Raw genomic sequence first — 24,310 nt, 5'->3', positions numbered from 1 at the left:
TCATAGCCTTCAACAGGCTCCAGTGCCATGGCAGGCGCTTTGCTGACCAGCTCCCTGGCATCCTTGATATTCAGCGGCACCCGGGAGATAAACAGCTGTTTTTGCTTATCAAGCAACTGGAGGGTTTTAGCAACGTACATGGCTGCATCTGCGACCAGATAACGGTTATTCAAAGCCGCCTTAAAACACGACAAATGATTTTTGATAATTTCCTGAAAGCAAGTCTTGTCGTTTACATTACCGCTCGCAGGTGCCATAAACACGGGGATACCCGCCTCATTTTCGGTGATTAGCTGCAAGACAACCTGATTCAGGTCAGGCCGGTGGTCACGGCTGTAGCCGCGGCAGATATGGATGCAGTTCAAGTCATCAGGGTTTTCATTACTGTTATAGACACCGTCTGTATGAAGACTGGTGCCGTCTAGGTTTAATGCCTTGCAGGGCAGATTTAGATGGTTGACGACCTTAATGGCAAGATTCAGGTATAAGTCTGTCTTTCACCACACCAATTGATATTTTCCTGAAACCTGTTGTCAAAGGACTGATCAGATATTCAGGGATATTGTTTTGCCACCTTTTCAATACCAGTTCAAAAGCCTGAACCACCTTGGCTTAGTTGCTGCGATGTGCCGGGAACTAAAGATAGCCGAATATATTGCTGCGCGCATAACCAATGACTCCGATGTACGTAATGTCACGATTGGACAGGCTGTGGTCGCAATGATCATCAATGGGCTGGGCTTTACAGGACAGACTCTGTATATGTTTCCTGATTGTTATGAGGACAGGCCGATCGATCGGCTCATTGACGAAGGCATCCAGGCTGAACATTTGAACGACAAGGTACTGGGGCGAGCCCTCGACAGCCTTTACGACGCTGGCGTCAGTGACTTGTATCTGCACCTTGCTGTTAAGGTCGTTAATCATCTGAAGCTGCCCTGCAAGGCATTAAATCTGGACGGCACCAGCTTTCATGTGGATGGTGACTACAACAGTAATGACGACCCTGATGACTTGAAGTGCATCCATATCTGTCGCGGTTACAGCCGCGACCACCGGCCTGACCTGAACCAGGTGGTCTTGCAGTTAATGACCGGGAATGAGGCCGGTATTCCTGTGTTCATGGCGCCTGCCAGCGGTAATGTGAACGATAAAACCTGCTTTCAGGAGATTATCAAAAACCATCTGTCGTGTTTCAGGGCGGCTTTGAATAGCCGCTACCTGGTCGCTGATGCCGCCCTGTACGTTGCTGAAACCCTTCAGTTGCTTGATGATCAAAAACAGCGGTTTATCTCCCGGGTGCCTTTGAATATCAAGGATGCAAAGCAACTGGTCGGCAAAGCGTCTGCTGTATCGCTGAAGCCTGTTGAAGGCTACGAGGATTATTACTTTGCACAAGTGCCTTCCACCTATGGAGATGTTCAACAACGATGGTTCTTGTTTCTCAATAAAAAGCGTCGACTGAGCGAGCAGAAATCGCTGATAAGAAAGATGGAGAAACAGTCACTGAAAGAGGCTCGTGATCTGGAAAAGCTGCGTAAAAAGGCTTTTCTTTGCGAAGACGATGCATTGCAGGCTTTTGCCTTATGGCAGAAACAATCGAAGCTCTGCCAGAGTGGAGCGGAACCTGAAGTTATCCGCAAACGCTGCTATTCAGGCAAGGGGCGTCCACCGTCAGACAGTAAACCTGATCACTTCGAATATTTTGTCCATGGCGTATGTTTTGTTGCCTGCGAGAAAAAGGAGCATGCACAGGCCTCATTGGGCTACTTTATCCTGAGCACCAATGAGCTGGATCAGAACCGTCTGCATGCCGGTGAGCTGTTATCTACCTACAAGTCGCAACAACAAGTAGAAGGCGGCTTTCGTTTCCTGAAAAGCCCGGACTTTCTGGTCTCTTCACTCTATCTGAAAAAACCGGAGCGCATTGAAGCGCTGTTGATGGTGATGACACTCTGCCTGATGGTCTATGCTGCTATCCAGCACAGAATAAGGCACGAACTGAAAAAGCAGAGTCGTGTGTTTCCAAGCCAGAAAAAGAAGCCCTGCCAGAATCCAACAGCAAGATGGGTCTTCTTCTGCTTTCAGGGTATTAATGTATTAACGGTCAATAATCAGGAACAGCATGTGGTCGGTTTGAAGGAAAAGCAGTGGACGATTATCCAAATTTTAGGCATTTCTTACGAATCGGTTTATTCCTGATAGGGGTGGTGAAAGACAGCTCTATGGTGATTTTTGCAAAATACAGCGCAGCTATAGTGCCTGTCCCAGCCAAGAAAGAACCAATACTCCCGGCTGTTATAATAAACGTTTGACTGTTTATCCCTGCTCCAAAGAGCATACCTGTTAGAAATATAATTCCACAAAGAAATAAAGCCGACCAAACACTGTCACAAAACTCATCAATCCACTTCATTATTATAAATTTCCTCATGAAAGCATTTGATACATATGCTTCAAAAAGAGCAGCATAATAAAAACAACTATCGGGTGAAACGTCAGGACGAAAATTATCGTTTATAGGAAAGCGAGTGTTTCGAATCCAGTCCCGAGCCCCTACCGCCGGAACAGCCGCGAACTCACAAAAACGCGACACTCTGAACAACAGCGAAAGCATAATATAATCAAACAGTTAAACGCTGTGGTTCGTCGAAGGGCTCGGACCACGGTTTTTCAGAGAGGAGAGAGAAAAGTCAGAAAAACGGGGAAAAATAGCTTTAAAAACGAAAGCCTACAAACCACAGCATCATCCGTTTAACCCTTTGTTTACAGGGCCTATAAACGACAAAACCCTTACGACAGGTATCGTAAGGGCTTGAAAATATGGCGGACCGGACGGGACTCGAACCCGCGACCTCCGGCGTGACAGGCCGGCATTCTAACCGACTGAACTACCGGTCCGCTACCTAGTCTCTAGCTTCAAGATACTAGTTTCTAGCTGGTGGGTGATGACGGGATCGAACCGCCGACCCTCTGCTTGTAAGGCAGATGCTCTCCCAGCTGAGCTAATCACCCAAATTGTTTATCTGTTTACCTGCTTCTCAGCGCAGGAATAAAATGGCGGACCGGACGGGACTCGAACCCGCGACCTCCGGCGTGACAGGCCGGCATTCTAACCAACTGAACTACCGGTCCGCTATCTAGTTTCTAGTCTCTAGATACTAGCTGGTGGGTGATGACGGGATCGAACCGCCGACCCTCTGCTTGTAAGGCAGATGCTCTCCCAGCTGAGCTAATCACCCAAATTGTTTACTCTGTTTACCTGCTTCTCAGCGCAGAAATAAAATGGCGGACCGGACGGGACTCGAACCCGCGACCTCCGGCGTGACAGGCCGGCATTCTAACCGACTGAACTACCGGTCCGCTATCTAGTTTCTAGTCTCTAGATACTAGTTTCTAGCTGGTGGGTGATGACGGGATCGAACCGCCGACCCTCTGCTTGTAAGGCAGATGCTCTCCCAGCTGAGCTAATCACCCAAATTGTTTACTTTGTTTACCTGCTTCTCAACGCAGGAATAAAATGGCGGACCGGACGGGACTCGAACCCGCGACCTCCGGCGTGACAGGCCGGCATTCTAACCGACTGAACTACCGGTCCGCTGAAACTTTTCCAATCATCTCAGCACTGTCACCAGTACTAAGGGAGGGTGACTTTACCAGAACTCTCCCCGATATCAAGCCCCACTCAGGACTTGTAAAAAAACCAACAACGCAATAGAAATGGCGGACCGGACGGGACTCGAACCCGCGACCTCCGGCGTGACAGGCCGGCATTCTAACCGACTGAACTACCGGTCCGCTGTCTAGTCTCTAATCTCTAGATACTAGTTTCTAGCTGGTGGGTGATGACGGGATCGAACCGCCGACCCTCTGCTTGTAAGGCAGATGCTCTCCCAGCTGAGCTAATCACCCTGAATCTTAATCAAAGAGATTGTTGAGAACTTTGCTGTGCTCTCTCAAGCTTCCCGAGAGCCCCTCTCAACAACGCGGCGAATTATAAGCAGCTAACCTGTTGATACGCAACAGTTATTAAAAACTTTTTTTTATACCCTCTGTTTCTTTATCAACATCAATAACTAATTTACGGTCAGGTTTTGTTAACATGTGCCTTTCCATCGCGGCCTTGAGCCCATACCCGGAAGTTCAGCCCGACTATATGGGACAACAGGGATGGGACAATATGGAAAGCGGCCAAACTTCCGACCAATCAGGATTCTGAAACGATCATGTGGTTTAAAAATCTTATCTTTTACCGGTTTACCCAGCCATTCAAAACGTCCGTTGACGATCTTGAAGAGCAACTCCGCCAGAAACGCTTTCGCAGCTGCGGCAGTCAGGATATGAGCACCTATGGCTGGGTTCCTCCGTTGGGCAAACAGGGTGAACTGCTGACCCATGCCGGCAATGGGTTCGTTATGATCACTGCCCGCAAGGAAGAGAAAATTCTTCCCGCCAGCGTGATCAATGAAGCACTGGAAGAAAAAGTTGAACAGATTGAACAAGAACAGGACCGCCAGGTTTTCAGCAAAGAGAAAAAAGCATTAAAAGACGATGTACTGATGGAACTGCTGCCCAAAGCATTCAGCCGAAGCCAGAACACCTTTGCGTATATTGATCCGGCAAAAGGCTGGCTGGTGGTGGATGCCTCTTCATTCAAGAAAGCTGAAGAGCTGACTTCCTGTCTGCGTGAATGCCTTGGCAGTCTGCCGATTATTAACCCGCCACTGAAAAACATGCCATCCCATGCCATGACACGCTGGCTGGCCCAGGAGATCCCCATGCCTGACAAGCTGGTGCTCGGTGATGAGTGTGAGCTGCGTGAGCCCGGCGATGAAGGGGGACAGGTAAGAGTCAGTAAACAGGAATTGATTGGTGAAGAGGTTGAGGTTCACCTTCAGGCAGGCAAGCAGGTCAGCAAAATGGCGCTGATTTGGAATGATGCCCTGAGCTTTGTGCTGGGTGATGACCTGGTCATTCGCAAACTGAAGTTCACCGACTCCGTTCAGGAACAGCTTGATGAAGTCAACGCTGAAACAGCGGCCGAACAGTTTGACGCTGACTTCGCCATCATGACGCTGACGCTGCAACAAATGCTGGATGAACTGGTGGAAAACCTTGGCGGAATAAGCGAAGAAGCACTGGAAAGACAGGAGGTGGCCAGCTTCTCGGTGGAAATCCCGGAAAAAGAGACCGTTTAAGCGGTTGACCTGAAAAGCGCACGACGGTTAGAGAGTTTCCCTCTGTGCGCTTGATGATTTTTGCCTGTGAATTGCCTGCTGGTTTTGACGACAGCTAACGCTGCCACGTAGCAAAAGCGCCACCCCTCAACCATTCCCTGCTCTCTTCTGGACGTTACCGAGAAGCTGTTTTAGTTGTGGCACATCAAATTCTCTGCTGTCGGAAGGGAAGCCGCTGATAAAAATATTGTCATCGCTGAAATCTGATCCGATGGCGTGTTGGAAATTACGCTTTATCTGCGCCTTAACCCCGGTAGCAAGATCCTGATAAAAAGAGGGACTCGACTTTCTTTCTTCACTGCGAATACTCGCAATAGCGTTATCCATTTTGGTGTAAACGAAATAGAGTGGGATACCCGCTTCTTTCACCTGACTTATCATAGTAGCAAGAGCATCAGAACGTACGGTGTTGAAACAATGAGGAACAATCACCGCATCATAGGCGAGGAGGCCTGAACGATTGGCCATTGCCTCCGGGTTATAATCTGCCTTGATCTCTGGTAGTTCACACAAATAAACAGGTGTCTTATTTAGCCGGTAGCGCTTGGTATCCCGTTGCTTGGAGCGAACAACGGTTTCCCGGGCTGCGTCGGTCGCATTAACATCCACATCACGCAGAAGATTAATCAAAGCCGATTTCCCTCCGCTGCTGGCACCCAGAAACCCTATGTTGATGCACTGGGGGAAATTAACCGGTGACCCGGGATCAGGCTTCAGATTAGCATCGTGACCGGCAGCAGGTTTTGAGCGGTCAGTATTCTCGACCATTACCGATGGCTCGCCCGTCACAGGAGACTGGCCAGCCATTGGTATTGAAACCGACCGTTGGCTCAGGTCAGTGGCGGATGGCTGACTTTCCCCGACGGTGCCAAACAGTTTTTTTTTGACTGCTGATAATCCCGCTACAACTCGGCCACAAAAATAGCTGATCAGGCGCAAAGGTTGTTTCAGGACGTAAGCGACAGCACTGCCGATTGCAGCTGCTCCATCGTACAAACAATTCATTATTGACCTCCTGATTCAGCTGCTATCTCGACACCAGTCCGGGTGAAAAAATGGCTCTCTTACTTTTTTGACCACAGGATCAATATAAAGTTCAGAAAAGATAGCACGAGCATTCCAGGAGACTGAGTCCGGGAATGCGAGTGGAGGATCAAGATTTGGTGAGACAAAATCAGTGCATTAAACCAAACAGCTTGCCGCGATAACGCTTGGCGATTGGATTACCCTGCCCCAGCTGATCAAACACCTGCAACATCAGCAGCCTGGCACCGTCTTCACGGAATTCACGGTCCCGACGAACAATCGTCAGCAAATTCTCCAGCGCCTCTTCATTCTGGTCAGCAATTACCAATCGGATCGCCAGCTGGTAGCGAGCCTCATGATCATTGTCATTGTCCGCCAGCCGGGCTTCCAATTCATTCCGGGCAGGGGCATCCACAACCATTTCGTAGAAAGCCAGTTTCGCTTTCGGTTGGGCAATGCCTTCTGCATCTGCGGGGAGCACCGCCATCAACTGCCGGGCTTCGTCGATACGTCCCAGCTCCAGCAGCAGGTTCACCTGCAACACTTGCAGGGCATGGTTATCAGGCTCATCCTGCAAAATATTCTGCAGCAACTCCAAAGCCTGGCCAGCTTCGCCTTCAGCCATCAGCGCTTCAACCTGCTGACGAATCATGTCTGCCGGACTCATGGTCAACGGATCCAGCACTTCACGCAGCTGCTCTTCTGACTGGGGCCCACTGAACACCTTAACCGGTCTTCCCTGGTGCAAAACCACCTGTCCGGGTAACGCTCTTACCTGCAGTTGACTCACCAGCTGCTGCGCCAGCATCTGCTCGGTTTCTGCGGCCACTTTCGCCAGTATCAGCTTGCCCTGATAAGCGGTAGCCAGCGCTTCCAGAACACCCAGTTGCGCTGAGCAGGCCGGATCACTCTGCATACCTATATAAAGAAGCACGGGATGATCGGCGGATTGCTGGAGCACTTCCTGAATATTCGCTTCTGTTACATCCACCACGAAGCTTTGCTCATTCATCACATTTGTCACCTTGAAATGACCACTAAACGATGAGGGAATAATAATGGTACTTTCAACTGACGATAAGGCCTTTGTCGGCATTTTTGACCCGCTGTTTTTTTACGCTCAGGTTTCGCCTGAAGCAATGTGATTAAACACTTCGCTGCAAGCCACCGGAGAATAGACCCGGCAGCACAAACTTTTTCTTTAAGAATATCTTGGAATTAACAGTACTTTGTATAACCAGGCCTAAATCCGGTACTGCCAACATTACTTTACCCACAGAATCTGTGGATAAGTTTGTGGATGATCACTCACAACCCGTCACAAAGACCGATGTTTACTACCCCTTTATTAAACTGGTTATTTTTTGATCTATTTTTTTTCTTTATTTTTCATGCACTTAGAATAAGTACTTACAAAATCAGTCACTTATGGCAGCAAAAAAAAATACACGTCAATCGCTTGACATTTGTGCATAAAAAATTTTTCCAGCCCCCTCGAACAAGAGCCATGAGCCATCTGCCGAAAACTCCGGGACGATGTCTAAATAACAAACAGTTATTAATGAACCCGATCCAGGCTCTGGGCAGATTCCCGATCTGCTGAGTTGTTTTGCTTCTTTTTCCTGTACAGAGAACATGGGTTATTTGCTATGATTTCGACCCGTACCTCCACGGTCACCCCTTGCGCCGGGTAGAGCTGTATCACCATCATGGGTGATAAATCGACATTACCAAACAGAATACAGAACAGGTAGCCGCAATGAGTCTTGCTGATAAGGTCCTGGCCGTTAACAACGATCTCCCGATTCGCACCGACCTCCCTATTCACTCCGGCAAGGTACGCTCCGTTTACTGGCTTAGTGAAGCTGACAGCCGGCGGCTGATCAACGAACAAGGCTATGATGTCGCTGCCGATGCACCACTGGCCATTATGGTTATTTCTGACCGAATCAGTGCCTTTGACTGTATCTGGCATGGTGAAGGGGGGCTGGACGGTGTCCCCGGCAAAGGTGCTGCGCTGAATGCGATCTCTAACCATTGGTTCAATCTCTTCAAGCAACATGGCCTGGCGGACAGCCATATCCTGGCTATTCCTCATCCACTGGTCTGGATTGTCCAGAAAGCGCAACCGGTAATGATTGAAGCCATCGGCCGTCAATATATTACCGGCTCAATGTGGCGGGCCTACAGCAAAGGTGAGCGCGAGTTCTGCGGTATACGACTTCCGGAAGGACTGGAGAAAGATCAACCACTGCCGGGGCTACTGATTACCCCATCAACCAAGGGCGTATTAACAGGCATTCCCGGAGTGCCTGAAGCGGATGACGTCAATATTACCCGTAAGGACCTGGAAGATAATTACAGGGCTTTCAATTTCCGACATCCAAAAGATATTGACCGCTACGAAACCCTGCTTCAGGAAGGCTTCACGGTTATCAGCCGGTCCCTGACAGCCCTTGACCAGATATTTGTCGATACCAAATTTGAGTTTGGTTACGTCACCGATGCCCGTGGACAGGAAAAGCTGATTTATATGGATGAGGTTGGCACGCCGGACTCCTCCAGGATTTGGGACGGTGAAGCGTATCGTCAAGGTCAGGTGATTGAAAATTCAAAAGAGAGCTTCCGGCAGTTTCTGCTTAATCACTTCCCTGAGCCTGATATCCTGCTGAATAAAGAGCGAATGCCGGAGCGGGAAGCCCTTGCCAGAGATCATGCACTGCCGGAAAGCGCATTGATGGACCTTTCCAGAACCTACACAGCGATTGCTGAAAAGATTACCGGAAAGCCTCTCAAACTCTCTGACAACCCCAAGGCCGAGATTATTGAGATTCTGGATAAGGAGTATGGTTTGATCGATTCCAGATAACCATCAAAAGAATTTACTTTCGTTCAAGAATGGGCGTTCAAGGATAAATGTAATAAAGCAGGCTTACGCCTGCTTTATTTATTGAAGGTTGTCCTGAATCACCTTGAGCAGTCTCTGACTGACATCTGCAGGCGCTGAGGTATTCACATCCTTTTCTACAGAAAGCTGAACCGCCTCAGAGTAATTACTCACCCTGACCGTCAGCGTTTTCTGCTCATCAGACACTTCGGTGTCTTGATCATCACTGAACCAACCTGACCAGAAGCTCTTTTTCTGCTGCTCCTGATCCAGTTGTGGAACACTGTCAGCAAGATAGAAGAGCCCGGCGGAACGGTTACGATCAACAACCTTCAGTCCAGCGTTATCCATAGCATTGGCAACAGAGTCCCAGACACGGGCATAGGACAGCCCACGTACTGTCAGCACCGGATTACCATTACCATCGCGGCCCGCTTCCGTGACTGAAGCAATATCCAGCCCCTGAGCCTGGAGAGAAACCGATGACTGAACATCATCCCGTGCCAGGTAAACCAGCATCTCGGCCAGCACATCATTCGCTTTCCGCCTGCTTGGCTCTCCCAGGTTATCCCAGCTCTCAGGAACCGGAGCCGGTTTCCCTTTTTTAGCCAATGGCCGTCCCTGATGATAGACATAAACCTCCGTGGTCCCGCCTTTCAGGCCATTGCGAACCTCAAAGCGAAAGCGTTCTTCCATCGGCTCAAGATCATCAGCACCCAATAACTTACCGAATGTCCGGTACATCACACCGTGATCTTTATCCTTGCCAAAGTCCTGCCACCGGGTTTCAACAACGCCTTTGGCAAACTCTGTGCTGGCAATGCCAACACCCTGCTCTTCCTCCAGCTTTTCAATGTAGCCCAGCACACCGGGCCACACTTCACCGGGTTCACGATCAACGGACAACCATTCCTGGCTACCATTGCGTTCAAGGCTGTAATGATCACCTTCTTTCAACATCAATCGCTGGGAAGGCCTTGGAACTTCAAACGCCCGTGGCAGTTTCTGGTCAGTCAGGCCAGCCTCTGGAATCACCAGAATATCCCCCAGCTCCCTGGCCCGGGTTCCCTCCGGCAAGATGATGGGTTTAGCGGTCTGCGCCTCGGTGTAGTCTCCGGCACGATCCCGCAGATACCCCTGCTGGCCAAAAGGATTGGCACAACCTGTCAGCACCAATGCGCTGATCACTACAGACAGGCCCAACCGGGCATACCTTTGCAACTCACTGATCCTTTGACCCGGAACCATCAAATCAACCCCGCCTTTTGCAGTGCACTTCTAACATCGGAGTGATAACACTCCGAAAGGGGCGTCAATGGTAAACGAATACCGTCCTTGATCACCCCCATCTCCTTTAATGCCCATTTTACTGGAATCGGATTGGCTTCCAGAAAGAGCTGACTGCTCAATGCTTCAATCCGGGCATTAAGCGCTTCCGCTGTACTGCGATCGCCCGCCGTGGCAGCAACACACAATTCATGCATAATCTTTGGTGCAACATTATTGACCACTGAGATAACGCCATTTGCCCCCTGGAGCATCAGCTCCATACCGGTAGCATCATCACCGGAGTAGATGGCAAAGTCTTCACCACACAACGCCCGGATCTGTTGGCCACGCTCAACAATGCCCGTGGCTTCCTTAACGCCGACAATATTGTCCAGCTGACTCAGGCGACCAATGGTTTCCGGCAGCATATCCACCGCCGTTCGGCCGGGAACATTATAGAGGATCTGGGGAATCGCCACCGATTCAGCCACCGTTTTGTAATGAAGGTAAAGCCCTTCCTGAGTCGGCTTGTTGTAATAAGGGGTCACCAGCAAACAGGCATCCACGCCCAATGCCTTGGCTTCCGCCGTCAGGTGGACGGCCTCTGCGGTTGAGTTTGCCCCGGTACCGGCAATCACGGGAATCCGGCCATTCACCTGGTCCACCATCCGTTTTATGGCTTCGCAATGTTCCTGCACCGTCAGAGTGGCTGACTCACCCGTGGTACCCACCACCACGATCCCATCCGTCCCCTGGTCAATATGATGCTCTACAAGGGCATGCATACTCTCCCAGTCCAGCTCACCATTGCCATACATGGGGGTAACAATAGCCACCAGGCTCCCGGTAATCATCAGTTCACTCCTAAAGGCAGAATCTTGCGTAATGTTACTAACGCCCTTTTACATTCACAAGGCCGAAATCCATCCCGGCCTGGCTGTTTGTTGAACTTTGTTGAAAAACTGAAGTCGAATAAGAGAAAAAGCTTAAAATATTTGAATACCTTTTAGGCCTGCCTTTTTTTCAGTGATGGTTTAAACTAACTCCCCTGAAATTAATAATGACTAATGAGAGCGACTAAGGATAAAACATGAGCGTAACTCTGGGCCAACCCGTTCCTGACTTTACCGCCCAAGCGACCAGTGACACGACGGTCAAACTCTCTGAACTCAAAGGCCGTAAAGTCGTCCTGTTTTTCTACCCAAAAGACAATACCCCTGGCTGTACCAGTGAAGGACAGGCCTTCAGAGATCATTACAGCCAATTTCAAGAGTCAGACACGCTGGTCTTTGGCGTATCCAAAGATGGCATCAAGGCTCATGAAAACTTCCGGGCCAAATACGAGTTCCCTTTTGAGCTGATCTCAGATAAAGATGAAACGCTCTGCAAATTGTTTGACGTCATCAAGTTAAAGCAGATGTATGGCAAGGAGTATATGGGTATCGAACGCAGCACCTTCCTGATCGACAGTAATGGTGTACTGCAACACGAGTGGCGAAAGGTTCGCATTAAAGGGCATGTTGAAGATGTTCTGCAGGCCGCACAAATGGTAGACACTCAGGCGCAGACCGATAGCAGTGACAACAGCAATGAAGAGGAGTAATAAAAAGGAGTAATAAAAACGTTCTCTTGCGAACTGAAAAAGTGGGCCTTGCCCGCTTTTTCAGCAGTTGTCTTTAACTTAACTCCACATCCGCCACTGTCGGCCAGGCATTCATTACCGCCTTTAACAAGGTTGCCAGGGGAATGGCAAAGAAGATCCCCCAGAACCCCCACAAGCCGCCAAACACCAGAACGGCAATGATAATGGCAACAGGATGAAGGTTCACCGCTTCAGAGAAAAGCAACGGCACCAGAACATTACCATCCAGCGCCTGAATGATCCCATAGCCCACCATCAAAATAACAAACTGATCATCCAATCCCCATTGGAAAAAACCAATTAAGGCAACGGGAATCGTCACCACAGTCGCCCCGATATAGGGCACAACCACCGAGAAACCGACTATCACCGCCAGAAGCGCAGAATAGCTTAACCCTAACAGGGCAAACAGCACATAACTGACCCCCCCGACAATAACAATTTCTATCGCCTTCCCCCGGATATAGTTGGCAATCTGGTCATTCATCTCATCAGCAACTTGGTCAATCAACCTGCGACGGCGAGGGAGAATACCGGTCATCCAACCCAGCAAAACCTCTTTATCCTTGAGAAAAAAGAAAACCAGGATAGGCACCAGAATCAGGTAGACCAGAAGAGCAACGATACCGGGGAGCTTGGACAGCGAAAAAGACAATGCCCACTGACCAAAGTCAGCCAGGTGCTTATTAATGGTTGTGACCAACAGGCTAACCTGGTGCTCAGAAACAAAGCCCGGGTATAAATCAGGCAAACTCACCAGCAACGCCTGCCCCTGACGAACCATGCCTGGCATGGCATTTAACAGATGAGTCACCTGTTCCCAAACCAATGGCACCACCACAAAAATCACCAGCAACAACGCGGCAAGGAATCCGATAAAAACCAGGTTAACGGCCAGAAGATGAGGCATTCGCTGCCGCTCAAGCCAGTTCACCAGACCTTGCATCAGAAACGCAAAAATCAAAGCGGCCAATGCCGGTGCCAGCATTTTCCCCATGGTCAGCACAACAACAAAGCCAACCAGCAATAGGATCAGAAGAACAATCGCTTCCTGATCCGAGAGATAGCTGTGCAGCCATCCCTTAATTACATTCAGCATCAAATGCTCCGTTAGTTATTCAACTGACTCAAGATTCATTATTCAACGCAAATCCCTTACTACTTATGCTGCAATGTATGGATATAAACGCCGTGCTCTTCTTCACTGGCCAGCAGGATATGCCCGCTGATATTAGCAAAGCTGGCAAAATCCCTGACCGAACCGGGATCCGTCGCATACACTCTGATAACCTGACCTGACTGCAATCGACTGAGTGCCTGTTTGGCCTTCAGCAGTGGCAGTGGACAGTTCATACCTTTAAGATCAAGCTCCTGATCAACATCCATAATAACGACTCATTCTTTACAGGCTGCAACAGTATAAATACCTAACATTAATATCAACGACAGTGTAAACGTCAAAACTGTTTAAGCACTTTAGCGGGCAACTGGTTAAAAGAGGAAATATCCCGTCTATGAACAACCACTATTATGACTACTTATATTGCTCAACCATAAACAGATTCGTGATAAAGTGTACTGTAGAAAACACGGGTATGGATATTCTATGAAACGAGCGGGCTTTTTGTCAGTATTTATCTTAGCCACAGCACTGACCACTTTACTGTCGACCTACTCCAGCGTCACCATGAGCAGCAACCTCAACCTGCCGATCCTTGGTGACAGTACTTCGGGTATTATTTCCCAACAGGAAGAGCACGAGCTTGGACGGTCATGGTTAAAAGCCCTGCGCAATCAAACCCCCATAGTTTCTGACCCGCAACTGAAAGACTACCTGGAAAACCTTATCTTCCGACTGGCCGCTGCCAGCCAACTGCAAGATCACCGGCTGGTCCCACTGGTGATTGACAGCCCGGTCCTGAATGCTTTTGCTGCCCCGGGCGGCATCGTTGGCGTCAACACCGGCCTGTTTCTCAATGCCGAAACTGAAGCACAGTTTGCCGCCGTTCTGGCACACGAACTGGCACACTTGAGCCAGCGTCACTACGCCCGCAATGTTGAAGAGGCGCGGAACAAAAGCATCCCCAATGCCGCCGCCATTCTTGGGTCCATACTGATCATGGCCACCGCAGGGGGAGATGCCGGTGCCGCAGCACTGACCTCAACGGTGGCAGGAATGCAAAGTGCACGGCTTCGTTTCAGTCGCCAGTTTGAACGGGAAGCGGATAATATCGGCATCACCACCCTTGCCAGGGCGGGCTTTGACCCACAGGCCATGCCTGAAATCTTTGAACAAATGAACAAAGCCAGCCGCTACGGCAGCCGTCCTCCGGAATTCCTGCTGACACACCCGGTGACAGAAAACCGTATCGCAGACTCCCGGGCCCGGGCTGACCAGATGTCAGACCAGCAGTTAAAAACCATGAAAGGCTCACAAAACTACCAATTCATGCGAGTACGTGCTGCCGTCCTGAACAGCAACAACCATCATGAAATGGCCAGACAGCTGAACAAGGAATTAGAGTCCGGATTAACCGCCACATCAGCAGCCAGCCTGGCTCCCACTCGATATGGTTTGGTGCTGGCCAGCATGAAAACCCGAAACTTCACGGTAGCAGAGCAGCAGATAAAACTTTTGCTGCAACAATACCCTGATAACCCTTACCTGATTATGACCCAGTCCCTGGTACAAGCCGGGTCCGGAAAAGCCAGCCAGGGCCTTAAACGCATCGACCAGGCACTGAACACCAACCCACAAAGCTACCCGCTGCTGGCCACTCGGGCAGAAATTCTGCTGCAACAACAGGATTATGCCAGTGCCCGGGATGAGCTGCAGAAACTCAGCCGCCTCCGCCCGGACGACCCGGACATCTGGTTTGAGCTGGCGGAAGTTCAGGGGCTGGCAGAGGATATTGTCGGCCTGCATCAGTCAAGGGCTGAGTACTTCTTTCTGAATGGCAATCTGGACGATGCTATCAGACACCTGCAGTATGCATTAAAGATGTCAGGAGATAACTTCTCGCTCAAATCAAAACTTCAGCAAAAGCTGACGGATATGCAAAACTATCGCCAGAAAATGAGAAATTCATAATCAATTTAAACCAGAAGACGCTCCTGCCTGGCCCTGAAAAATTTCAGGGACTCCAGGAGGCTGTCCGAGAACTGGCGGCCCTACACGACAACTTTTACTCAGATACCTTTGGTATTTTTTTTATTATCAGGCAACGATTTTTCTTCCTTAGAGGGGGAGGAGCAGGAATCCCGCCGCACATCGGCCATTGCCATGACTAAGTTCACTCCGTCAGCACGCCCATTCAGCCTGGACAAGCATCCCCCCCCCTTGATATCCCACACCCTTACGGTCCTGTCTTCAGAGCAGGAAGCCAGCATCCCATTGGTCAATTGCGTGACTGAGTTCACCCAATAGTTATGCCCAGTGAGCGACGCCACACATTGCTGCCCATCGGGCATGCTCAGATCCCACACCTTTATGCTCTTGTCACCAGAGCCGTCACCAAGTATGTCATCGTGATAGTCACCAGCACAGGAAGCCAGCCGACCATCAACCAATACCGTGACAGATCTCACCCAGTTGGTATGCCCATTCAGCGTCGCCACGCATTGCTGCCCGTCAGGCTTGCTGAGATCCCAAACCTTTACGGTCTTGTCAAGAGAGCAAGAGGCAATCAGCCCATCGTCAAATGCCGCGACAGATTCCACCCAGCGGGTATGCCCACTGAGCGTCGCCACACATGGCTCATCATCAAGTTTGCTTAGATCCCACACCTTTACGGTTTGGTCACCAGCGCCGGAGGCCAGCAGCCCATTAGGCAATTGCGTGACCGAACTCACCCCCTTGGTATGCCCACGCAGCGTCGCCACGCATTGCTTCCCGTCAGGCTTACTCAGATCCCACACCTTTATGGTTTTGTCAGTAGCGCAGGAAGCCAGCCACCCACCGGCCAATGGCGTAACTGAGTGCACGTGGAGGTAATGCCCTTTCAACGTCGCCACGCATGGATCCTCATCAAGCTTGTTCAGATCCCACACCTTTACGGTCTCGTCATCAGAGCATGAAACCAGCCGCCCATCAGGCAATTGCGTAACTGAGTTCACTCTGCCAGTATGTCCAGTCAGCGTCCTCACACATCGCTGTCCATCGGGCATGCTCAGATCCCATATCTTTATGGTCCTGTCAGCAGAGCAGGTAGCCAGCCGCCCATCGTTTAACTGCGTGACTGATCTCACCTCGGCAGTGTGCCCAGACAGCGTCATCACACATGTTTGCGAGGCATCATTTCCAAGGGAAGCCAGGTACTCATTGCTTACGTATCTTCCATGAGCAAGTCGTAAAAAAGGGTTCTTGATTTCATTGTTTGGAACAGCAGGTATACCCCTGTTTTCAATTATTCTTCTATAGGCTTCAGAGGGAGATCCATAATATCGAGCGAATAGGATTTTCAGCCGTTCTTCGGTGTTAAAAAGTGTATTTAACCGCCTGCTGGTCAAATCCAGGCTTCTCCAATCAACGAAACTCAGGTTGTCAGCAATTTTAATCAGGGTTTCATTTGGTAAGGCCAATAAAGGCGACACCTGTTCCGGGGGAACAACCGAAACCCTCTCTGCAGTTTTTTCTCCTGCCTCATTGTGACACGGAATTGTCCCACCGCAGTGGTGAGGGAAAAAATTAGCATTATCACCAATCTTATCGTTCATAGAACCTCTGACCGTTAACAACTCTGGAGTTCATTTCCGAGTATGAAATAATGAATTCAAGTTATATAACTCTGTTCGATCTCTGCCCCGATAAAGAGAAATGCAATATTTTTCATCCGGAAGACGCACGAATATAGCTGCAAAAGCTTTACCCGTTAATTAGACAATATTATCGCCAGACTCTGGAATTTATACGGCAAAGAGTGTGGAACCATCCAATGAAAAAAAAGTCTATGCAATGACCACTAACGTTTATTAAAGTATGAGCCTGGGGTCGAATATGCTCGTTCGATGCGTACCGAAATCTGATCCGGAAATCCACCATCTAATGGACCAGCATGGTAATTTTGCCAGCTGTCCGGCCAGTGCCAAACTGGAGCAAGACCCCAGACATAAACCGATACCTCTAAAAAAGCCAAATCTCCATGACAATCAACCGGGAGATTATCTGGAGGCAAAACTTGCGTCAGATGCCGTTGGTTTTTTTCTTCTTACCTGTAATGGTCCGGGTTACACAGTCATCCCGCTGAATCCTGGCAAGCGTCTTTATCTTGTTGATCAGCACAGTGGCTATCCGCCGGGTTTGGATCAGATGATCAGGACGCTCCAGGAGCGGGATATCTGGGTTGTACGAAGCTGGCTCGATGTAACCCGCAGAGTAGATGCCATGGCAGACCCGAACGAGAAACGCGCCAAATATCAAGCACGTTGGTATAAAGAGATCGCCTCTCCCGGAGAGAAAGCGATAACCAATCATGAAAATCATTGGCACCCTGGCCGCTACTCACTACCCAACACCGTGGAGGAGCGATACCAGACTTTTACCGAGCACCACAGTGAATCGGAGTTATGTCGCCTGTTATTGGAGAACCCCGAGCTGCTCAGCCACTATGTTGATGAAGGCCTGTTTTTTTCCGGAAACTATCCTTGTCATGCACACGGTGCCGTGCTGCAAGCTCAGGCCGCAGCTCCGGAAGTAACAGAGTTTGATGAACGACTAACCTGCGCTTTTTGTATGAAAAACTCACGTTTTGCCTCGCCCAGGACAACCGAGGTTCGCCAAAAAAAAACCGAAAACCCCATTGAGGATGAGAATATACTCAGAACTTATCTGACAAAGGGCCAGCTGTCCGGCTGGAGACTGCACGACCCTGGTTGTTTGAATACTCTCTATCGCGGCAAACCACTGGTACAGGTGATTGATGCTGAGGGCAATGTCAGGGCTCACCAAATGTATTTTATTGCGGACCCGGTGCATGAGAGCAGATCGAAGGTGGCTAATAGTAGGGATCGGTCCTGCCCCTATGTTCGGACGTTTGTGCTCGACCACCATGACAGGCAAAAAACAGGCCCTTTGTTTGTATCCTATCGTGAAGTAACTGAAATCATCCATCGGGAAAACAACAGAAAGCTGGGAGAAATGATCAATGATTCAGCTCTCTGGGTTTCCACAGCCCTCGAATCACGGAAGAGGCTGGAACCTCCAGAATCATTATTAGCCTTCACGAAATTTAAAGAAAAACTGAAGGAAGCGACTGAAGTTTACAAAAAGCAATATGCTTCATCAGCCCTTTGCCTGGAGCTTGAAACTTATAAGACGTTATGGCAACAGCTTCCTGCGCCCTTATCCCCGACAGAACAGGCTGTTTCTGATTTTTTAGTAAAGGCCAACAAAAAATTCTGCCAACTCTACACTTGGAGTCATCTGATAAGTGAACTGATTTTGCTAAACAAGAATACCGATAGTAATTTGCATTGCGTACTTGAACCCATTATCCAGAAGTTAGCATTACGACGTCTGCGAGCCCGGGATTATCTTCACCAAAGCATCATTAAGCATTCACCCCCCCCTCATCCGGCCTGGCCGTTGAGTATGACCCGGCTGGCCACCCCGTTTTCCTGGGAGAAGCTGCAAAGCACAGATCCCTGTTTTCGTCAGATCAGCGAGAGAGGCACCGAAATATTGGTGCAATTGCAGAAATTGACATTTAAGAACATTTCACAAGGCCGGTAGCAGGCTTTAGGTGAGAATTGTGTGATGCTGCTGCTTTCAAAATAAAGCCCTGTAGCTGGACTATGAAACGCCGTTTGACCTCAAAATAATTATCAGGTTCACGTCATCCCCGGGAACTATCTGCTATCTAAACGGTCAGATAAACATTGACCAGGTAAATAATTTAAGAAGGACTCTAATAATGCCCATGTTCTCCTATACTAATCCATCAACCTACAGGACATATACATTCGAGTTTAGCTTTACATTAAATCCCAGAACAGCTAACCGCAGAACAGATAGCAATCCTGGTTCGAATCCCCCCTCTGGAACACACCCGGAGACCATTCGAGTCAATTTCAACGGTAAGCGCGTTCGCGAAACAACACCTACAGGAAATCTCCCCACCGTCCAACCCCATGAATCTTTTATCCAGACCCTCTTCCAGAGAATTGTCCGGCTTTCTCCTTTTGCCAGGGAGGCGGCCTACACGCCCTGCCTTGATATCGATTTAGATGACGATGACACGACGTCTGAAAATGCCTCTGAATCATCCTTGCCCTTTCCCCAATTACCATTCAAATTACCTCTGGATGATGGACAGGAAATCAGCGTGGAGGATTTTCAGTCGTTATTCCTGCGGGCATGCTCAAACGATAATGCAAAGGTCATCAACCATCTGGCACAAGCTGTGCCTTCTTCGACGTTTATGCGCCTGACAACAACGGGTGCAGGCGAAAATCCTGCCTTAAATCCTTTTGCAAGGGCGGCCATATCGGGTAATAAGAGAGTTTTATCTTATCTGTGTGCAACTTTTCCCGATGCCAGAATAGAAAAACAAGAAGCGCTACACTGGGCAGTGAAGAACAGACAATCGAAATCAGTAGAGATTCTCTGCAAAGAGGGTAAAGCTAACCCGGACTCGCCTTGCCCGAATTCGCTTTACCCGGACTCACTTTACCTGGACTTGCTTTACCCGGATGGCCTGACAGCGCTACAGAAAAGCATGGAAATCGAAGATATCGATACAATGAGGGTACTATTATCGGCTGGAGCCAATGTCAAAAGATTTTATCATAACATCGCCAGCTCCTATTTTTATAAGGCCTTTAAGCAAGGCAATAACGATATTATCAGCATGCTGATCAGTGCCGTTCCAGATGTCAATAAGCCAATCATTACAGGCGGCATTCGGCTGCTCCACCTGGCTGCCTGGTCTGGCAACCTGGAAATGATCGACCATCTGATAAAACGCAACGCCAGGATAGACCTAAGCACCGGTCGGCGGAATGGCAAAGCGACTCCCATGCATTTTGCCGCTTTAGAGGGCCACCAGCTGACAATGTTCAAACTTATCGACAATGGTGGCAATTTGTATAAAGGCAAAGCCAGCATTAACAAATTTTTTTGGTACATAGAGACAAAATCTCACAACACTTTTTATATGTTCAAGCAGCACCTGCTTAACAAATCTTTCTATTTCTATAAAGGAGGTACGCCGCTGGAACTCTATGCAGGGTTTACACCTGGGTCGGAAGCTGAATCACATAATTTACAAGCCACTTTGATAAATTACATGGGTAGAAACGGGAAGAGCTTATAATACTGTCTCGGGAGGCCGTCCATTCTCAGACGACCTGATCAGAAACCGGGAAGATAATTAATGTTAACCGGCCGCTGTAAAGTCCAACATGCGTTGTAAGGGCTTCAGTGCCTTACCCCGCAACTCATCACTGACCTCAATGACATTCAGGTCACCTGGAGCTTCCAGACATTCCAGCAGAGCATCAAGGGTATTCATTGCCATCCATGGGCAATGGGCACAACTGCGGCACGTGGCACCACTGCCTGCGGTGGGAGCCTCTATAAAACGTTTCTCAGGTGAAGCCTGCTGCATTTTATAGAAAATCCCACGGTCCGTAGCCACAATGAATGCGCTGTTGGGCATGTCCTGAGAAGCTTTCAATAACTGACTCGTCGATCCCACCACATCAGCAATCTCAACCACTGAGTCAGGGGACTCCGGATGAACCAGCACGGCAGCATCAGGATAAACACGTTTCAGGTCTTCAATACCTTTCGCCTTGAACTCTTCATGGACAATACAGCTACTGTCCCAGAGCAGCATATCGGCACCGGTATTTTTTTGAATATAGCTGCCAAGGTATTTATCCGGCCCCCAGATAATGGCTTTACCCTGGGCATCAAGATCTTCGATGATATCAAGCGCACAGCTGGAGGTTACTACCCAGTCTGCCCGTGCTTTTACGGCAGCAGACGTATTGGCATAGACGACAACTTCCCGGTCAGGGTGTTGATCACAAAAAGCGGAAAATTCTTCTACAGGGCAGCCCAGGTCAAGGGAACACTCTGCTTCGAGGGTCGGCATCAGAACCCGCTTTTCCGGGCTGAGAATTTTAGCGGTTTCCCCCATAAAACGAACACCAGCCACGATCAGCGTTTTGGCATCGTGCCGGGCACCAAAGCGTGCCATTTCCAATGAGTCGGCAATAAAGCCACCGGTCTCATCAGCCAGTTCCTGAACGACAGGATCTGTATAATAGTGGGCAACCAGAACCGCTCCCCTCTCTTTCAGGAGCTGTTTGATTCTGTTTTTTTTGGCTTCCTTCGCAACCGGATCCACCGCTAATGGAGCCTTCTGCAAATGGCCCTGAACGAGCTCTCTGTCTATCACTGCATTCATAAAGCTTGCATCCGGCAAAGCACTTTACCCTTCCAGGATGAACTGTTTCATGGCAGGTAAGTGTCTGCAACTTCCTCTTTCAATCAGCCATAAGCCGAAAATATGACGTTGCCGCTATCCCCACAATGGCAGGAAGTCCAGCTCCGCACTATTTTCACACCGCCATTTTCTAAAAAAAATGTGGCAAGTATTCTAACACAGCATCAGCACTATTAATAATTATGGTGAAGAGGTAAACAAGAGGGTTTGGCAGGAAGTGGTGGGTCGTGTAGGATTCGAACCTACGACCAATTGGTTAAAAGCCAACTGCTCTACCAACTGAGCTAACGACCCAATCAGCGAAATTATACGCGCCAGAATTCGTTTTACAAGTGATTCGAGTTAAACCGCAATGCGATAAGTCGTCGGGTCCTCGACCCCTGCTTCAAGAAACCCCTTTCGCCGGTAACAGCAACTATCACAAACACCGCAGGCTGCGCCGTATTCATCGGCCTGGTAGCAAGAGACGGTCATACCATAATCCACCCCCAGCCTGACACCTTCAGATATTATTTCAGACTTGGTTAAATTCAGCAGTGGTGCCCTGATCCGAAAAAGATCACCTTCAACACCAGCCCGTGTGGCAAGATTCGCCATATCTTCAAATGCTTTCAGGTACTCCGGGCGACAGTCAGGATAATTCGAGTAATCTACGATATTGGCACCAATAAAAATATCACGAGCCCCCAGTACTTCTGCCCAACCAAGGGCAAGAGAGAGAAAAACCGTATTCCTTGCAGGAACATAAGTGACCGGAACCTGGCTCTGGGCCTCCTTGAGGGGATCGTCGAAATCCGGGACTGCAATATCATCATCGGTCAGCGCTGAACCGCCTATATCAGTCAACCCCAGCTTTAACACCTTGTGTTCACTAACCCCCAGAGCCTCAGCCACCTTGCGGGAAGCCTCAAGCTCAACACGATGGCGTTGCCCATAATCAAAACTGACCGAGTAACATTCAAACCCCTGTTCTGAAGCCATTGCCAGAACGGTGGCCGAATCCAAACCTCCGGATAATAGGACTACTGCTCTGTTCATCTGCAACACCTTTTTTATGAAATATCCGGGCTAGGAGGCTGACCGAGAATAGACTGCCCTACTGCGGTGGCAGCAAATTGGTCTAAAAATTCCGTTTTGTTCGGCAAATAGCCCCGCTATTCACCTCACAAAACGGAATTTTTATCCTCAATTTTCTGCCATCCTCGCTACGGGCGCTATTCTCGGACAGCCTCCTAGACACCCGGCTGATCACCCCAGATCATCCGGTGAAGCTGTAATTGAAATCTCACCGGCAGCCTGTCTTCAAGGATCCAACCCGCCAATACCCGGGCAGACATGGTGCCACTGACCGGAGAAAAAAGAACATCGGAAACCCTGTTCGCCAGGTCGTATTGGATCAATTTGGAGACAGACCATTCATAATCCTCACGATCAGCAATCACAAATTTCAACTGGTCTTGTCTGTTCAGAAAACCGATATTTTCATACAGGTTACGATGGGACTCGCCTGAGGCTGGAGGCTTCAAATCCATTACCTTGACCACCCTGGCGTCAACCTCAGAGAGGCTGATTGCCCCACTGGTTTCAAGAGAAACCTCATAACCCTGGTCAGCCAGAAGACTCAGCAACCCATGGCATGCTTTCTGGGCCAGTGGCTCACCTCCCGTCACGGTGACATATCCGGGGTTATATTCTGATACTCTCTGCAGGATTTCTTCAGCGGATAATAACTCTCCCCCCTTAAAGGCATACTCCGTATCACACCAGCGACAACGGAGGGGACAGCCGGTTAAGCGCACAAATACCGTAGGCAACCCGGTGGTTCTGGTCTCGCCCTGCAATGAGTAAAATATCTCGGTAATTCTCAGCATTGAGGATGACTGCCATCAGATCTCAGGAATCGCCCATGGTTCTCAAATAAGTATCGGAAAGCCTGGCTGCCGAGCTATCAGGATATTGCTGAACAACCAGTTCAAGGAGTCTCTTTGCCTCTTTCTGATTGCCGAGCAAGTCATGCACTCGCCCAAGCTTATAGCTGGCATCCGGAACTTTTGGACTTTTTGGAAACTCATTCAAAATGATCTGGAAGGAGACTTTGGCGGCATCGTAATGCCCTTGAGCCATATCAACTTCACCCAGCCAATAGTGGGCATTGTCTGCGTAACGGCCTTCAGGATAGGTTTTCAGCTGTTCCTGAAGTGCGTTTTTCGCTTTATCAAACTGTTTGGAGCGAATCAGGGCAAATGCCGACTGGTAAGCTGCTTCCTCGGCTTTCAAGGCCGATTGATTGTTTTTGTCTGCCGCCTCTGCCACTGGTGCGCTCACTATTGGTGGCTTTAAGTTGGCAACTGGGGCCGGGGGTACTGGTACTTTCCCGGACTGATCTTTCAATCGAGAGATTCGATCATCAAGGTCAAGATACCTGTCCCGACCTTCCTGCTGCAGTTGCTCAATGCGAAAGGCCTGCTCTTCCAGCTGCCCGCGCATTTCCATCATTTCCTGTCGAAGCTGATCAATTGTATTCAGCAGGTGTGCTGTACCATTGAAATCAGAATCGCTATCCGATGAGGATGAAATCACAACAGGATCATCTGAGATCTGACTGACAACCGTCTGAGATTCAGCTAAAAGCCCCAGAGGCCTGGGTTCTTCCACCGGGGCGGCGGCAATTGCCACGCCATTCAGAGCACCAGCAAGCAACACTGGAAAAGCCAGCATCGCCATCAGCTTTGGGTTAGTGTTTCCTCTACGCATTCATCCCCCGGACGAAATAATGATACCAGTCATATTCCAGGAG

General features: G+C 49.3%; 20 protein-coding genes and 10 tRNA genes. 7 read left to right on the top strand and 23 right to left on the bottom strand.

Features of this window, described 5'->3' with window-relative positions:
- Window positions 1-446: IS1634 family transposase (locus J7438_RS17180; protein WP_286196661.1), on the bottom strand; the 446-nt coding region annotated here is incomplete at its 3' end.
- 121 nt (window positions 447-567) lie between these two features.
- Here J7438_RS17180 and J7438_RS17175 point away from each other — a divergent pair.
- Window positions 568-2,202: an IS1634 family transposase gene (locus tag J7438_RS17175; protein WP_209277509.1), complete on the top strand. Its 1,635-nt coding sequence runs from the start codon at window positions 568-570 to the stop codon at window positions 2,200-2,202.
- A gap of 622 nt (window positions 2,203-2,824) precedes the next feature.
- On the opposite strand, the gene J7438_RS17170 is transcribed toward J7438_RS17175, so the two are convergent.
- The 9 genes from J7438_RS17170 to J7438_RS17130 all read right to left on the bottom strand — a co-directional run bounded on the left by J7438_RS17170 (window position 2,825) and on the right by J7438_RS17130 (window position 3,912).
- A tRNA-Asp gene (locus tag J7438_RS17170) sits at window positions 2,825-2,901 on the bottom strand.
- A 38-nt stretch (window positions 2,902-2,939) separates the two neighbouring features.
- Window positions 2,940-3,015, bottom strand: a tRNA-Val gene (locus J7438_RS17165).
- Window positions 3,016-3,058: 43 nt separating this feature from the next.
- Window positions 3,059-3,135, bottom strand: a tRNA-Asp gene (locus J7438_RS17160).
- A 31-nt stretch (window positions 3,136-3,166) separates the two neighbouring features.
- Window positions 3,167-3,242, bottom strand: a tRNA-Val gene (locus J7438_RS17155).
- A 44-nt stretch (window positions 3,243-3,286) separates the two neighbouring features.
- Window positions 3,287-3,363 (bottom strand) — tRNA-Asp (locus J7438_RS17150).
- A gap of 38 nt (window positions 3,364-3,401) precedes the next feature.
- Window positions 3,402-3,477, bottom strand: a tRNA-Val gene (locus J7438_RS17145).
- Window positions 3,478-3,521: 44 nt separating this feature from the next.
- Window positions 3,522-3,598 (bottom strand) — tRNA-Asp (locus J7438_RS17140).
- 123 nt (window positions 3,599-3,721) lie between these two features.
- Window positions 3,722-3,798: transfer RNA gene (locus J7438_RS17135), tRNA-Asp, on the bottom strand.
- A 38-nt stretch (window positions 3,799-3,836) separates the two neighbouring features.
- A tRNA-Val gene (locus J7438_RS17130) sits at window positions 3,837-3,912 on the bottom strand.
- Window positions 3,913-4,226: 314 nt separating this feature from the next.
- Here J7438_RS17130 and rdgC point away from each other — a divergent pair.
- A complete protein-coding gene (rdgC, locus tag J7438_RS17125; RefSeq protein ID WP_209277508.1) occupies window positions 4,227-5,198 on the top strand; it encodes a recombination-associated protein RdgC in 972 nt (323 codons plus the stop codon).
- A 126-nt stretch (window positions 5,199-5,324) separates the two neighbouring features.
- On the opposite strand, the gene J7438_RS17120 is transcribed toward rdgC, so the two are convergent.
- From J7438_RS17120 to J7438_RS17110, 3 genes are all read right to left on the bottom strand, one after another.
- Window positions 5,325-6,242, bottom strand: coding sequence for a P-loop NTPase family protein (locus tag J7438_RS17120; RefSeq protein WP_209277507.1), 918 nt, complete (start codon window positions 6,240-6,242; stop codon window positions 5,325-5,327).
- 169 nt (window positions 6,243-6,411) lie between these two features.
- Entirely contained in the window at window positions 6,412-7,275 is an 864-nt protein-coding gene (locus J7438_RS17115; protein ID WP_209277506.1) for a tetratricopeptide repeat protein, read from the bottom strand.
- 439 nt (window positions 7,276-7,714) lie between these two features.
- The gene (locus J7438_RS17110) at window positions 7,715-7,900 is read right to left on the bottom strand and encodes a hypothetical protein (RefSeq protein WP_209277505.1); all 186 of its coding nucleotides are present in this window, start codon (window positions 7,898-7,900) and stop codon (window positions 7,715-7,717) included.
- A gap of 122 nt (window positions 7,901-8,022) precedes the next feature.
- On the opposite strand from J7438_RS17110, the gene J7438_RS17105 reads away from it, so the two are divergent.
- Window positions 8,023-9,132: a phosphoribosylaminoimidazolesuccinocarboxamide synthase gene (locus J7438_RS17105; RefSeq protein ID WP_209277504.1), complete on the top strand. Its 1,110-nt coding sequence runs from the start codon at window positions 8,023-8,025 to the stop codon at window positions 9,130-9,132.
- A 78-nt stretch (window positions 9,133-9,210) separates the two neighbouring features.
- Here the strand turns inward: J7438_RS17105 and bamC are convergent, their stop codons facing one another.
- Together bamC and dapA are read right to left on the bottom strand one after the other, a co-directional pair.
- Window positions 9,211-10,398: an NlpB/DapX family lipoprotein gene (bamC, locus tag J7438_RS17100; protein ID WP_209277503.1), complete on the bottom strand. Its 1,188-nt coding sequence runs from the start codon at window positions 10,396-10,398 to the stop codon at window positions 9,211-9,213.
- Window positions 10,398-11,273, bottom strand: coding sequence for a 4-hydroxy-tetrahydrodipicolinate synthase (gene dapA / locus J7438_RS17095; RefSeq protein ID WP_209277502.1), 876 nt, complete (start codon window positions 11,271-11,273; stop codon window positions 10,398-10,400). Before dapA ends, bamC begins: the two co-directional genes overlap by 1 nt.
- A gap of 236 nt (window positions 11,274-11,509) precedes the next feature.
- Here dapA and J7438_RS17090 point away from each other — a divergent pair, with 236 nt between their 5' ends.
- The gene (locus tag J7438_RS17090) at window positions 11,510-12,022 is read left to right on the top strand and encodes a peroxiredoxin (RefSeq protein ID WP_209202625.1); all 513 of its coding nucleotides are present in this window, start codon (window positions 11,510-11,512) and stop codon (window positions 12,020-12,022) included.
- A 73-nt stretch (window positions 12,023-12,095) separates the two neighbouring features.
- Here the strand turns inward: J7438_RS17090 and J7438_RS17085 are convergent, their stop codons facing one another.
- On the bottom strand, window positions 12,096-13,160 hold the full coding sequence (locus J7438_RS17085) for an AI-2E family transporter (protein ID WP_209277501.1): 1,065 nt from the start codon (window positions 13,158-13,160) through the stop codon (window positions 12,096-12,098).
- A gap of 59 nt (window positions 13,161-13,219) precedes the next feature.
- Window positions 13,220-13,447 carry a sulfurtransferase TusA family protein gene (locus J7438_RS17080; RefSeq protein ID WP_209202629.1) on the bottom strand — a complete coding sequence of 76 codons (228 nt, stop codon included), beginning with the start codon at window positions 13,445-13,447 and terminating at the stop codon, window positions 13,220-13,222.
- A 238-nt stretch (window positions 13,448-13,685) separates the two neighbouring features.
- On the opposite strand from J7438_RS17080, the gene J7438_RS17075 reads away from it, so the two are divergent.
- Window positions 13,686-15,152, top strand: coding sequence for a M48 family metalloprotease (locus tag J7438_RS17075; RefSeq protein ID WP_209277500.1), 1,467 nt, complete (start codon window positions 13,686-13,688; stop codon window positions 15,150-15,152).
- A gap of 98 nt (window positions 15,153-15,250) precedes the next feature.
- On the opposite strand, the gene J7438_RS17070 is transcribed toward J7438_RS17075, so the two are convergent.
- Window positions 15,251-16,336 (bottom strand): WD40 repeat domain-containing protein, encoded by a 1,086-nt coding sequence (locus J7438_RS17070; RefSeq protein ID WP_353620151.1) that lies wholly within the window; start codon window positions 16,334-16,336, stop codon window positions 15,251-15,253.
- A 721-nt stretch (window positions 16,337-17,057) separates the two neighbouring features.
- Between J7438_RS17070 and J7438_RS17065 the strand changes: the two genes are divergently transcribed.
- Both J7438_RS17065 and J7438_RS17060 read left to right on the top strand, forming a co-directional pair.
- A complete protein-coding gene (locus J7438_RS17065; RefSeq protein ID WP_209277498.1) occupies window positions 17,058-18,791 on the top strand; it encodes a hypothetical protein in 1,734 nt (577 codons plus the stop codon).
- A gap of 187 nt (window positions 18,792-18,978) precedes the next feature.
- On the top strand, window positions 18,979-20,373 hold the full coding sequence (locus J7438_RS17060; protein ID WP_209277497.1) for an ankyrin repeat domain-containing protein: 1,395 nt from the start codon (window positions 18,979-18,981) through the stop codon (window positions 20,371-20,373).
- 63 nt (window positions 20,374-20,436) lie between these two features.
- Here the strand turns inward: J7438_RS17060 and nadA are convergent, their stop codons facing one another.
- From nadA to ybgF, 5 genes are all read right to left on the bottom strand, one after another.
- Complete coding sequence (nadA, locus tag J7438_RS17055; protein WP_209277496.1) at window positions 20,437-21,474, bottom strand: quinolinate synthase NadA; 1,038 nt, start codon at window positions 21,472-21,474, stop codon at window positions 20,437-20,439.
- Window positions 21,475-21,731: 257 nt separating this feature from the next.
- Window positions 21,732-21,807: transfer RNA gene (locus tag J7438_RS17050), tRNA-Lys, on the bottom strand.
- Window positions 21,808-21,855: 48 nt separating this feature from the next.
- On the bottom strand, window positions 21,856-22,551 hold the full coding sequence (gene queC / locus J7438_RS17045; protein ID WP_209277495.1) for a 7-cyano-7-deazaguanine synthase QueC: 696 nt from the start codon (window positions 22,549-22,551) through the stop codon (window positions 21,856-21,858).
- A gap of 194 nt (window positions 22,552-22,745) precedes the next feature.
- The gene (gene queE / locus J7438_RS17040) at window positions 22,746-23,384 is read right to left on the bottom strand and encodes a 7-carboxy-7-deazaguanine synthase QueE (protein ID WP_209277494.1); all 639 of its coding nucleotides are present in this window, start codon (window positions 23,382-23,384) and stop codon (window positions 22,746-22,748) included.
- Window positions 23,385-23,406: 22 nt separating this feature from the next.
- Window positions 23,407-24,267: a tol-pal system protein YbgF gene (gene ybgF, locus J7438_RS17035; protein WP_209277493.1), complete on the bottom strand. Its 861-nt coding sequence runs from the start codon at window positions 24,265-24,267 to the stop codon at window positions 23,407-23,409.
- Window positions 24,268-24,310 lie beyond the last annotated feature (43 nt).

Origin of the sequence: Thalassotalea sp. G20_0 (assembly GCF_017744175.1) — a bacterium.
Classification (GTDB): Bacteria; Pseudomonadota; Gammaproteobacteria; order Pseudomonadales; family Endozoicomonadaceae; genus Endozoicomonas.
This window is presented reverse-complemented; position numbering and strand designations above follow the sequence as displayed.

Excerpts from the sequence above, each read along its gene's own strand:
- J7438_RS17080 (WP_209202629.1), bottom strand. The coding sequence starts at position 13,447 with ATGGATGTTGATCAGGAGCTTGATCTTAAAGGTATGAACTGTCCACTG.
- rdgC (WP_209277508.1), top strand. The coding sequence starts at position 4,227 with ATGTGGTTTAAAAATCTTATCTTTTACCGGTTTACCCAGCCATTCAAA.
- J7438_RS17115 (WP_209277506.1), bottom strand. The coding sequence starts at position 7,275 with ATGAATGAGCAAAGCTTCGTGGTGGATGTAACAGAAGCGAATATTCAG.
- nadA (WP_209277496.1), bottom strand. The coding sequence starts at position 21,474 with ATGAATGCAGTGATAGACAGAGAGCTCGTTCAGGGCCATTTGCAGAAG.
- queC (WP_209277495.1), bottom strand. The coding sequence starts at position 22,551 with ATGAACAGAGCAGTAGTCCTATTATCCGGAGGTTTGGATTCGGCCACC.
- J7438_RS17105 (WP_209277504.1), top strand. The coding sequence starts at position 8,023 with ATGAGTCTTGCTGATAAGGTCCTGGCCGTTAACAACGATCTCCCGATT.
- J7438_RS17065 (WP_209277498.1), top strand. The coding sequence starts at position 17,058 with ATGCTCGTTCGATGCGTACCGAAATCTGATCCGGAAATCCACCATCTA.
- J7438_RS17090 (WP_209202625.1), top strand. The coding sequence starts at position 11,510 with ATGAGCGTAACTCTGGGCCAACCCGTTCCTGACTTTACCGCCCAAGCG.
- ybgF (WP_209277493.1), bottom strand. The coding sequence starts at position 24,267 with ATGCGTAGAGGAAACACTAACCCAAAGCTGATGGCGATGCTGGCTTTT.
- J7438_RS17070 (WP_353620151.1), bottom strand. The coding sequence starts at position 16,336 with ATGACGCTGTCTGGGCACACTGCCGAGGTGAGATCAGTCACGCAGTTA.
- dapA (WP_209277502.1), bottom strand. The coding sequence starts at position 11,273 with ATGATTACCGGGAGCCTGGTGGCTATTGTTACCCCCATGTATGGCAAT.
- bamC (WP_209277503.1), bottom strand. The coding sequence starts at position 10,398 with ATGGTTCCGGGTCAAAGGATCAGTGAGTTGCAAAGGTATGCCCGGTTG.
- J7438_RS17085 (WP_209277501.1), bottom strand. The coding sequence starts at position 13,160 with ATGCTGAATGTAATTAAGGGATGGCTGCACAGCTATCTCTCGGATCAG.
- queE (WP_209277494.1), bottom strand. The coding sequence starts at position 23,384 with ATGCTGAGAATTACCGAGATATTTTACTCATTGCAGGGCGAGACCAGA.
- J7438_RS17120 (WP_209277507.1), bottom strand. The coding sequence starts at position 6,242 with ATGAATTGTTTGTACGATGGAGCAGCTGCAATCGGCAGTGCTGTCGCT.
- J7438_RS17060 (WP_209277497.1), top strand. The coding sequence starts at position 18,979 with ATGTTCTCCTATACTAATCCATCAACCTACAGGACATATACATTCGAG.
- J7438_RS17110 (WP_209277505.1), bottom strand. The coding sequence starts at position 7,900 with ATGTTCTCTGTACAGGAAAAAGAAGCAAAACAACTCAGCAGATCGGGA.